We start from the raw sequence: 10,449 nt of genomic DNA on the forward strand, positions 1-10,449 counted from the left end.
TGGCTAAATAGCGGCAAGCTCTGCCGGGTGCCCCATCCATGGCGCGTCTTTTGCGCCATGGATGGGATAGCACTCCCTCCCGTTCTCCCGATTGTTTTTCAGTCCCATAGTCCCTCAGTCCCGTAGTCCCATCTACCCCATTACTAAAGTCCATTGCCCTTTCGTACCGTATTCCATATCAAAATACTTTGCGTAGAATTAACCCCATTTGTGATTTACTAATAATCAGCAGGAAAAAGACGGCCCGAATCCATAATGGATTCGGGCCGTCGTCGTATGAAACAGGAACCTCCCGGCTGCACAGTCCCGAAATGAAGATCGCATAAAGATTCTTATAAGAAGTGTGGAAGTCCCCGTAATCACCACAAATAAAACCTGCTTCGAAAGAGACGCTGCACAGGATAACTCCAGCAAAATCCCCAGAATCAGTAGTGCGGCCTGTTTGCTAAACTCCATTCTGGCAAGGAGAAAAGATGTCTGAGATCAAAACAGTAGGCGTAGTAGGCGCAGGAACCATGGGCTCAGGCATAGCGCACGTATTCGCCCGCTCCGGCTTCCAGGTCCTTCTCTGCGACGTGGCACAACCCCAACTCGACCACGCCATCGAGTCCATCCGCGCCAACCTCGCCCGCGAAGCAGCCAAAGGCAAACTCGCCGTAACCGACATCGAAACCGCCCTCGAACGCATCACCCCCACAACCGACCGCACCGCCCTCGCCAAAGCCGACTTCGCCATTGAAGCCGCCACCGAGCGCTACGAACTCAAAGCCGAAATCTTCCGCTCGCTCGACGAAATCCTTCCCGCACCAGCAATCCTCGCCACCAACACCTCCTCCATCTCCATCACCAAGCTCGCCGCCCTCACCCAGCGCCCGCAAAACGTCATCGGAATGCACTTCTTCAACCCCGTCCCGGTAATGACGCTGGTAGAAGTCATCCGCGGCCTCCAAACCAGCGAAGAAACCTTCGCCACCACCCGCGATCTCTCCGCGAAACTCGGCAAAACTCCAGTAGAAGTAAACGACGCCCCAGGCTTCGTCTCCAACCGCGTCCTCATGCCCCTCATCAATGAAGCCGCCTTCGCCGTCATGGAAGGCGTAGCCACACCGGAAGCCATCGACCAGGTCTTCAAGCTAGGCATGGCACACCCAATGGGCCCACTCACATTAGCCGACTTCATCGGCCTCGACGTCTGCGTAGACATCATGCGCGTTCTCCAGGAAGGCCACGGCGACCCCAAATTCCGCCCGTGCCCGCTGCTGATCAAAATGGTCGACGCTGGGTGGAAAGGCCGTAAATCCGGCCGCGGCTTCTACACCTACACCAAGTAGTCACGGAACCATACCACCCGTCTCTGCGTATCGATAGACATACGCTGCACAGCAGCGTCTTCGCCATGCAGAATTTCACCGACACGCTCAGCCAGGTCTTTCGCGCCATCGCAGCCAACAAGCTGCGCAGCTTCCTGACCATGTTCGGTATCGCGTGGGGCGTGGGGTCGCTGCTGGTTCTTGTGGGTCTGGGAGAGGGCTTCCGCTCCGGCCAGCACAGAAACATGGCCACGCTCGGCGATGACCTGGTAATGATGTGGAACGGCACCATCCCAGCCGTAGCAAACCAGCATACCGGCATGCGCCCCTATCAACTCACACTGCGCGATGCCGACGCGCTCCGCAACCTGCCTGAACTCCGCGGCCTCACCGTAGAGTTGCAGCGAACCGACCTCTACGAGGTGAGCCAGTGGAGCAACACCTCCAGCCGCGTCATGGGCGTGGATACCACCTACCCCGTCGTTCGCAACATCCCGCTCTCGCAGGGCCGCTTCATGAACAGCGATGACCTGGCCGACCGTCGCCGCGTGGCCGTGCTGGGCTATAAGACCATGCATTTGCTCTTCCCCGGCCATCCCTTCCTTGGCGAAGCCATCACCATCAATGGCACGGAGTTCCGCATCGTCGGCACCGTAGCATCGCTGGCTCGCGGCAACAACGACTCGGACGACCAGAAGATTTACATCCCTGTCACCACCATGCATGAGCTATTTCCAGTCAAGGGAGAAAACATCCCCCAGGACGCGCTCACATCCATCCAGTACCAACCGGCAACGCACGGCGATTCGACGGCAGCCGTCGCCGCAGTGCATCGCGCCATCGCCGCGCGTCACGGCTTCGATGTAAATATGTCGGACGCATTTGAGGAGTGGGATACCATTCGCACCGGCAAAATGGTAGGTGCAATCTTCACCGCCATGGATGTCTTTCTCGGCGGCGTCGGCATCGTCACGCTCTCGCTCGGCGCCGTTGGAATCGTGAACATCATGCTGGTCTCCGTAACTGAGCGCACACGCGAGATTGGCTTGCGCAAAGCGCTAGGCGCAACGCAGATGAGCATCCTCTCGCAGTTCTTCTGGGAGGGACTGCTATTGACAGGCGTAAGCGGCGCAATAGGCATTGCAGTCTCGGCAGCATTTATGGGCACATTGCAGGCGTTTTTCACCGGCGCAATTCCGGGCTTCGATCCACCGAGGCTGGTTCCATGGTCCGCAGCGCTGGCAATGGGCTCGCTCGTGCTGTGCGGCGTAGTGGCAGGACTATATCCGGCAAGCAAAGCGGCGGCAATGGATCCAATTGAAGCGCTGCGCAGAGAGTAAAGAGCAGCCGTTAGCTATTAGCTTTCAGCTCTTAGCTTGACCGCGCGAGAACTTACGGATGTTTCAACACAATCGCAGGAGCTTTTAGCTAAGAGCTAAAAGCCAGGAGCTAAAAGCTGATGCTCAAAGACATTCTTGGCCAGGCATGGGAGGCAATGCTCTTCAACCGCCGCCGCACGCTCATCACCATCGCGGGCATGGCCTGGGGCATTGCCACGGTAGTGCTGCTGCTGGCTTACGGCGCGGGCTTTGCAAATGCAATCCAGGCCATCTTCTCGCAGTGGAGCACCAACACCATCGGTGTCTTTCCCGGCAAAACCAGCGAGCAGGCAGGAGGCGAAAAGGCCGGGGCCGAGGTCCGCCTCACGCTCGACGACGTGGACCGCCTGATGATCGCGGTCCCAGGCATACATCGCGTCTCCCCCGCCGCATATAAAGACGTAACCGTGCAGAACGATCTGCACTCCTACACATGGACCATCAACGGCGTGCGCCCGGTCTTTCAGGACATCTGGAAGCTCGATCTCGATCAGGGCCGCTTCTACAACGGCCTGGAAGAAGAGCAGCGCGCGCACGTCTGTGTCATCGGATCAGAGGCAAAGACAAAGCTCTTCTCCGGCGGCTGGGCGCTCGGCGAAACCATCCGCCTCAACGGCGTACACTTCACCATCATCGGCGTCCTCAAGCCCAAGATGCAGGAAGGCGGCGAAGACAACGACGCCAACCGTCAGGTGTACGTGCCCTTCAGCACCATGAGCGATCTCGTGGATACGAAATATCTCGGAGGCCTCTGGTTCGACTATCAGGGCGACTACCAGGTCATCGAACAGACCACACGCACAGCACTCGCCGGAGCCCATCACTTTCGCCCCACCGACCATGAAGCAGTACACGTGGCCAACCTGATGAGCCAGCTTCACCAGTTCAGCATCCTCTCGCTGGCGCTCCAGGTGCTGCTCTCGCTCGTAGGCGCGCTCACGCTCGGCATCGCAGGCATCGGACTTATGAACATCATGCTAGTAGCCGTGCAGCAGCGCACCAAGGAGATCGGCGTAGAGAAAGCGCTCGGCGCACGCAAGCAGCACATCCTCACACAGTTCCTCGCAGAAGCGTTAGCAATCACAGCGGTAGGCGGCGTCACCGGCATCGCACTCGCATACCTGGTGTCTCTCGCCGTCGGCAGCATTCCCTTCTATAGCAACATCGCGCTGCACGCGGAGAACGCCGACATACAGCTCGCCATCTCGCCCGCATCGGTAATTGTGGCCACAGTGATCCTGATGCTCACAGGCTTGGTAAGCGGAATGATTCCGGCAATACGCGCAGCAAACCTCGACCCAATCGAAGCGCTCAGATACGAGTAACGCCAAGCACCTCAAAGCCACTCGAAGCCGCGAGAGCTAATTTCGGTTTGTCCGGGACATGGCATGTACTCCACGGCGATCGCAGGCGATATCGCCAACGCAAACCTCCATTCGCGCCTTCGGCATGCCGGTCAGCCATGAACCAGCCGCAACGCCTCAGATGCTGGTTGATGGTAAAGAAATTGGCGTCGTAAGTTGAGTCAGAATAGGCAGTATTTTCGGACGCACCTCCCAGACAGGAGACAAGAGTTCAGGCATCGGCTTAGCTTGGAAAATCTTGCGCGTCTGCCGCGCAATCCATCGAGCAGACGTCTTCGCTTTCTTCCGGCGGGCACTGTCCGTAGAAATTCCCGTTCCTGCATACATCTGTCGATAAAGCTTAGACAACAGCACGAATGCGAGTCGCGCACGAAGCGTCGGCGTACACGCAGACCGTTTCCAGATAGCGCCGAACTCATAGAAGCGGTCCCAGACCTTCTGCGTCCTTTCACGAATATCCTCCGATGTCATGGACGGATGTGGCGTAAACATCTTGGGGCGGATCGCTGTGGGAATCAGCCAATAACGAGTGATCGGAGTGCCTTCTACCATCTCCGGAGCCAGGGACTGCTCCTTCTCCCATCGGCCAAAATCGACTGTGCCCGGAAACGGTGTCATCATCACAAATTGCGCAAAGGTCACCCCTGCTTTGAGGGCTAACTCCACCGTCGCTGCAAAGGTACTCGGCTTGTCTGTCGGCAGACCGAAGATGAATGATCCCAGAACGTGTAAGCCATGCTTACGGAACTCCTGCAACTGCTGCACCAATCGCTCACCAGAGTAGTTGAAGTCCTTGTATATGGCCTTCAGCCCTTCCGGCGTAACTGCTTCCACGCCCACTAAAGCACCCTTGATGTTGGCCTTTCGCATCGCATCCAGGTACTCGGGATCTTCGGCGGACTCCATGGTGATCTGCGTGAAGAAAACCATATCCTTTGGCAGCTTCGCCAGCTCAGCCATAAGAGCAAAACGCTCGTTCCGCGTCTGCTGAAGAAATTCAATGCGTTCCGGGTTGTTCTGCTCTCGTGCCAGGCGCAGATCCGTCAGGCTCACTGGATAGAAGTTGTCGTCCGCCAGGGCGATAAAGCGAAACCCTCTGCGCCTCAGATCGACGATCTCGTCGATGACACTCTCGAAAGTTCTCTGTCGAGGCTTCTGCCCGTCGGTGCGCCATACAGAGCAGAACGAACAATGCTTGGGGCATCCGCGAATCGTCTGCACGGAAGCCCACATGTACTTGTCTGTCTGCATCAGGTCCCAGCGCGCGGCAATAAACTGATCTCCCTCCAGCTTCCCGCCTTCGTAGATGCGTTCCGCGCAGCCGGCCTGCAGGTCCAGAAGCACCTTGCCCCATGCCAGATCGCCATCGCCCTTTACCACGACATCAGCCCAACCGCGTTCAAATGGTTCTTCCGGAAATAACGTCGCGTGAATGCCGCCATAGACCACCCTGGCGCCACGCTCATGTGCCAGCCTTCCAACTTCATAGCCTCGCAAAGCATTGCCAGTATGCACGCTGATTCCAACCAGGTCACCCGCATGAATTGTCTCCGGATCGAGCTGTTCCAGCGATTCATCCACCAGAATCGGATCTCCCATGGAGGCCGGTGTTGCGGCTGCAAGAACAAACAACCAACGTGGAGTGATAACCGCGGTTCCAAAGGAATTGTCGCTGGGATTAATTAGGTGTACAGCCATCTTTAGGCCCGATCTTTCGTACGGTGATCGACAGGAGAACCGGAGCGATGAGTGCCCCTCTGCCGAAGGTGTGCTACCTGCTTATCCAATCCGGATGCACTGGAGTGAAGCGAAGACCTGCTTGTCATGCCTGCCTGGATCAATCTCCAGTTCAAGGACCGTTACGTCTTTTAAATCGAAGTAGTAATCCTCTAACTCGGTAGTAGAGCCGCCGGGGCTGAATGCCCACTGTTGGCGGACCAACTGTTTCCGTGGAGAACCGCTCGATGTGGCGAACAGCGCAATCTCCTGCGACCGATCGACCTGTCCTTCTTGAAATTGTAAATGGATACGCTTGATCGATTGTGGGATGTCGAAGCGAAGCCGTATTAGCTGTGGTCCCCGATCGGAAGCTTTCCACCCATCCGCAGTGTCAGCTCTGAGTGCTTGTTCAAACGGATGCTGCGGGTCTTCTGACGAGAGCTCCGCCGTCGCAACCTTTTCGATTTCCAACCACGAGTCAGGGCCAGAACGATCACTCCTGGTCCCAATTACCGATATGGGAGCTTTGCGCATAGCTTGCCTCTCCTCGTTAGGATGATGTTTTACTGGGCGTGAGCCGTAGGATTCATGCGCTTTTCAAATCAAAATGGGGTTTCCGCTTTCATGCCCAAAATTTCTTCAAAATAGTTTGCACAAAATTACACCCATCTATGCCACACTCATCTTGGAGTCATAAAAAGCCGGCCCTCAACGATTAGCCCTCGTATTTTTGCCACAAATAAGCCTTCCTGCACCATCTCAGCATAATTTGAATTCAAAAAGTGGCTCTTAAACCGGCATTAGACCGCGCTTATGCACCCTTTTTCAAGCAACAAATATCTCTCAAATACAAAAAATAAGCATCTTATACGAGCCAGCAAACAGAAAAATGCATGATTTCGCACGGTGCAAAATCTGTAAAGCTGTACTTCTGTACGCCGGAACATACCCCCCACCCCCCCCACAGCCCACAGATTCTGTAAATCTGTACCCTGCCCATCCACCCTAAACCGGCGGAAGTGAATCCATCACAGGCACTCCTGCAGGCGGAGTAAAGTGAAATGCCCCCTCGGGAACCGCTGCGTTGGTCTGCTCATCAGCAAAAGTGAAGCGTGTGACAGCGCCATCGGCCTCGCGAATTTCAATGCCGGTGATCGCGCCTTCCGCCGTAACTGTCAGCGTGAGCTTCGGCACACGATTCTCCTGACCCTTCGGCTGGCCGGTAAGCGCAAAACGGTCGTTAGGCGCCGGTGCAAGCGTGATATTGTTCAGTTCTTTTTCAAGCTGCGTATGGCCAAGCAGAAACCGCAGCGGAGAGCGCAGATCGTCCAGCTTTTTAGACTCAATGCGCTGCACCTGCGCCGCGCCCCGCGTGTAAAACCACGCATATTTACCGTCAAGCAGAAAAATCTTACCCGCGGGAGATGAGTAATTCCACCGCATGCGCCCAGGCTTGAGCAGCAGCAGCGTGCCCGCCTCATTGCGCTGCATGCCCAGGCCTTCGTAGCTCTCAGTGAACTGCGCCTTCAGCGAGTGAAGCTGGTTGTAACGGCGGTCAACACGCTGGGCCAGATCATGCACGGACGGCTGCTGTGCGACAGTCACTCCGGGAGCACTACTGGCCGAGCGACACTGTGCAATTCGTGCCGCCGGCGGGATCAAACTTGATCTGCCCGGACTCGTCGCTGCAGAAGGTCCTGTTGCCGGTTTTACGCACTGTAATGGGCTGCGCAATGATCGTGAATCCCGTAACGCGGTCGGTGCCATTCTGGCTGTTCTTGATGCAGTTGGAGATGGCGAACTGATAGCCCGACTTGACGCCGCTGGCAAGATCAGGCGGCAGAATCTCCGCGCTCTCAGCCGACGGTGGTCCAGACTGCGGATCGCCGCCGAGCGCCGTGAGCGTACAGGCATAACCGCTCACTGGGTACTGCATGGAGAACTGCGTCTGCGCCTGGGAGATGGTCTGGATGGATTTGACTGCCGAGGTCTCATTGGCCAGGCGCACATAATTCAGATAGGAAGGGATGGCGATGAGCATCAGCACGGTAATGATGGCCATAACGATCAGAAGTTCCATCAGCGTAAAGCCATTCTCACGCGCGCGGCGATTGCTGCCGTTGCGCCGGCGGCTCAAATAAGTCATGCCTGTCATCGATTTTTACGCCCTCCCAGGCCGGTGGGCAAACTAGAAAACACACGCCCGCCACAGAGAATCCTACAACCTATGGACGCAGAAGGGAAAGGCACCGCTCAGGAGGGCAGTGTCTCAATTTGAATTGCTTTGTAACAGGGCACGACTTTAGTCGTGCCGAAACGGCCATAAAAATGAAATTGGGCTTTAGCCCCTGAGGCAGTTTCCTCAAACTGAGACACTACTCTCAGGAGTGAGCTTGAGGTGAGGGTTGCATCTCATGGCTGCCATCGCAGGTGGCGCGGCCTATACCGCGGCTGTTCCGCACCAGTTCAAGCAGCCGGATCAGCTCCTTCCGGTCGCTTTCAGTCAGCTTTGAGAACAATTCTTCCGGCCCGCGCTCGATGGTCGAATGCATCTGATCGAGCAGCTTCAGGCCTTCCGCTGAGATATGGTTCCACACCACGCGGCGGTCCTGCTTGTCGCGCTGCTGGCGCACCAGCTTCATGGACTTCATGCGGCCAATCAGCCGCGTAATGTCGGGATCGGCGGTGATCATGCGTACGCCAATCGCGGTACAGGTAAGCCCCTGCGGCTGCGCGCCACGCAAAATACGCAACACGTTGTACTGCGTTGAGGTAATGCCCCACGGCTTGATCAGCAGGTGCATCTCCCTTTGCAGCGCGTCGGCGGTACGCAGTAGATTCAGCAACGCTTCCTCAGCCGCACTGGCAAATGGCTTCTGTTGCGCGATTTCCTGTCCCAGGCTCACCAAATCGAATCTCTCATCCAATGAAATGCGCGAAACGCACGCTGCGTCCCGCGCATTCGCCGGCGTTACTGCTTGATTGCTTCCAGGTCAATGATCAGCTGCACCTCGTCGCCCACGGCCGCCGTAGGAAAGCTCGCGCCGATACCGAAGTCAGTGCGCTTGATAGTGGTCGTGGCGGAAAAGCCCGTATGCGTCTTGTGGTCCATGGGCGACTCCATCGGAGTCGTCGAAGCATCCACATCCAGTGTCACAGGCTTGGTCACGCCATGCAGCGTCAGGTTGCCGGCTACCGTCAGGTGCGTGCCGCTCTTGCTCACACTCGTGCTCGAAAACGTCGCCGTAGGAATCTTTGCCACATCAAAGAACGCATCGGTCTTGAGATGAGTATCACGCGCAGAGTTCCCAGTATCCACGGTGGTCGTGTCAATGGTTACATTCACGGTCGACTTCGAAGCGTTGGCGGCGTCATACACAATCGTGCCCTTCACACCGCTGAAATGCCCGCGCACGGTCGACAGCCCCATGTGCTTGATGCCAAAGTCCACTTCGCTGTGCGCAGGGTCCACAGCCCACGTAGAAGTCTGCGCCCCGGCCAGAGATGCAGCCAGCCCCAGAACCCCGATTGCCAATGCAAAACGCTTCATAATGCCTCAATCCTTTCGCTTACGGCCTAAAGCCGCATTGAAACTACTATGTAGGAAAGATGCACTGGCAGAGGTAGTCGTTGCAACAAATATTTTCATATTAGCCAGAACCATTTCGCCAAGAGCTGTCTTGTCAAAACTATTTTGGCCTGATCAGCTCAACCCGATCGTGAGTTCGCACCCAGGTATTGCCCGCCATGCGGCCCACGGCGTCCAGCCCGGCAGGGTCCACGCGAAAATCCTCAAAGATGTCCCGGCGAATGTGAAAGCGCACCACTTCGCCCAGCACAATCACTCCCGCGCCCGCCTGCCTGCCTGTATAGATCACCTGCTGTAGTTTGCACTCCATCTGCGCCGGCGACTCGCCCACGCGCGGCGGCTTCACCGCGTCGCTTGGCACCGGAGTGAGCCCGGCAAGCGCAAACTCATCCACCTCCGGCGGAACCTCCGCGGCCGTGGCATTCGCCGCACCTGCAATAGCCTCGTTCACCACATTGATGACAAACTCGCCCGTCTCCTCCACGTTGCTCAGTGAATCCTTGCGTGCAGGCAGTTTTCCAGTGTCACGCCGCAATACAGTACAGAAAAGCACCGTGGGAGGCACAGATCCCACGCCATTGAAAAAGCTGAACGGAGCCACATTCGCCACGCCGTTGCGGTCCACGGTGGAGACCAGTGCCACCGGCCGCGGAACAATGATGCCGGTCATCAGCTTGTAAATGTTTCGCGCGTCATAATCGGCAGGATTCACCGTAACGACGGAAGGGATTTCGGAGTCGAACATACAACTCGATGCTAAAGCACCGCGCCGAACGCCTCGAAACTCCAAAATACGAGTCCGCCCCAAGGTCGTGTAACCGATTGAAACCAATTCTCTAAACAGTCAGTATGGAGCGACCGGCGCCGATGCCGCCGACCGTGGGTTAAGCTGTGAGCGTCCGAAGGACGCGCAGTTCAGAGCCACAAGCGGAAGGGAGCCGGTCATGAAGGAGAAGTTACGATTTCTAGAGCCTATTCCTCATAGGTATATAGTTTAATACTTTGCTGACGTAGCGTTTGTGGGCAGAGTGTAGGGATGGCGCGTGCGTACAGTGATGATCTTCGCAGGAAGTTGTTAGAGGCTCATG

General features: G+C 56.7%; 10 protein-coding genes. 3 read left to right on the forward strand and 7 right to left on the reverse strand.

Annotated elements, in window-relative coordinates; translation table 11 throughout:
- Nucleotides 1-473: 473 nt before the first annotated feature.
- The 3 genes from ABSG47_RS19515 to ABSG47_RS19525 all read left to right on the forward strand — a co-directional run bounded on the left by ABSG47_RS19515 (nt 474) and on the right by ABSG47_RS19525 (nt 4,014).
- Nucleotides 474-1,331: a 3-hydroxybutyryl-CoA dehydrogenase gene (locus ABSG47_RS19515; RefSeq protein WP_424171777.1), complete on the forward strand. Its 858-nt coding sequence runs from the start codon at nt 474-476 to the stop codon at nt 1,329-1,331.
- Between the two features lie 65 nt (nt 1,332-1,396).
- Nucleotides 1,397-2,650 (forward strand): ABC transporter permease, encoded by a 1,254-nt coding sequence (locus ABSG47_RS19520; RefSeq protein WP_424171780.1) that lies wholly within the window; start codon nt 1,397-1,399, stop codon nt 2,648-2,650.
- Between the two features lie 119 nt (nt 2,651-2,769).
- Nucleotides 2,770-4,014, forward strand: coding sequence for an ABC transporter permease (locus ABSG47_RS19525; RefSeq protein WP_424171783.1), 1,245 nt, complete (start codon nt 2,770-2,772; stop codon nt 4,012-4,014).
- Between the two features lie 156 nt (nt 4,015-4,170).
- Here ABSG47_RS19525 and ABSG47_RS19530 read toward each other — a convergent pair whose 3' ends face one another.
- The 7 genes from ABSG47_RS19530 to ABSG47_RS19560 form a co-directional block, all read right to left on the reverse strand.
- On the reverse strand, nt 4,171-5,751 hold the full coding sequence (locus ABSG47_RS19530; protein WP_424171786.1) for a B12-binding domain-containing radical SAM protein: 1,581 nt from the start codon (nt 5,749-5,751) through the stop codon (nt 4,171-4,173).
- 81 nt (nt 5,752-5,832) lie between these two features.
- Nucleotides 5,833-6,306, reverse strand: coding sequence for a hypothetical protein (locus ABSG47_RS19535; protein ID WP_424171789.1), 474 nt, complete (start codon nt 6,304-6,306; stop codon nt 5,833-5,835).
- 471 nt (nt 6,307-6,777) lie between these two features.
- The gene (locus ABSG47_RS19540; protein ID WP_424171792.1) at nt 6,778-7,377 is read right to left on the reverse strand and encodes a LolA family protein; all 600 of its coding nucleotides are present in this window, start codon (nt 7,375-7,377) and stop codon (nt 6,778-6,780) included.
- Nucleotides 7,378-7,387: 10 nt separating this feature from the next.
- Nucleotides 7,388-7,927 (reverse strand): type IV pilin protein, encoded by a 540-nt coding sequence (locus ABSG47_RS19545; RefSeq protein ID WP_424171795.1) that lies wholly within the window; start codon nt 7,925-7,927, stop codon nt 7,388-7,390.
- A gap of 226 nt (nt 7,928-8,153) precedes the next feature.
- On the reverse strand, nt 8,154-8,678 hold the full coding sequence (locus ABSG47_RS19550; protein WP_424171798.1) for a MarR family winged helix-turn-helix transcriptional regulator: 525 nt from the start codon (nt 8,676-8,678) through the stop codon (nt 8,154-8,156).
- 65 nt (nt 8,679-8,743) lie between these two features.
- Entirely contained in the window at nt 8,744-9,322 is a 579-nt protein-coding gene (locus ABSG47_RS19555; RefSeq protein WP_424171800.1) for a YceI family protein, read from the reverse strand.
- Nucleotides 9,323-9,461: 139 nt separating this feature from the next.
- Complete coding sequence (locus ABSG47_RS19560) at nt 9,462-10,106, reverse strand: flavin reductase family protein (RefSeq protein WP_424171803.1); 645 nt, start codon at nt 10,104-10,106, stop codon at nt 9,462-9,464.
- Nucleotides 10,107-10,449 lie beyond the last annotated feature (343 nt).

It is taken from the genome of Occallatibacter sp. (assembly GCF_049510455.1).
Lineage (GTDB): Bacteria > Acidobacteriota > Terriglobia > Terriglobales > Acidobacteriaceae > Telmatobacter.

Excerpts from the sequence above, each read along its gene's own strand:
- ABSG47_RS19515 (WP_424171777.1), top strand. The coding sequence starts at position 474 with ATGTCTGAGATCAAAACAGTAGGCGTAGTAGGCGCAGGAACCATGGGC.
- ABSG47_RS19520 (WP_424171780.1), top strand. The coding sequence starts at position 1,397 with ATGCAGAATTTCACCGACACGCTCAGCCAGGTCTTTCGCGCCATCGCA.
- ABSG47_RS19525 (WP_424171783.1), top strand. The coding sequence starts at position 2,770 with ATGCTCAAAGACATTCTTGGCCAGGCATGGGAGGCAATGCTCTTCAAC.
- ABSG47_RS19530 (WP_424171786.1), bottom strand. The coding sequence starts at position 5,751 with ATGGCTGTACACCTAATTAATCCCAGCGACAATTCCTTTGGAACCGCG.
- ABSG47_RS19535 (WP_424171789.1), bottom strand. The coding sequence starts at position 6,306 with ATGCGCAAAGCTCCCATATCGGTAATTGGGACCAGGAGTGATCGTTCT.
- ABSG47_RS19545 (WP_424171795.1), bottom strand. The coding sequence starts at position 7,927 with ATGACAGGCATGACTTATTTGAGCCGCCGGCGCAACGGCAGCAATCGC.
- ABSG47_RS19555 (WP_424171800.1), bottom strand. The coding sequence starts at position 9,322 with ATGAAGCGTTTTGCATTGGCAATCGGGGTTCTGGGGCTGGCTGCATCT.
- ABSG47_RS19560 (WP_424171803.1), bottom strand. The coding sequence starts at position 10,106 with ATGTTCGACTCCGAAATCCCTTCCGTCGTTACGGTGAATCCTGCCGAT.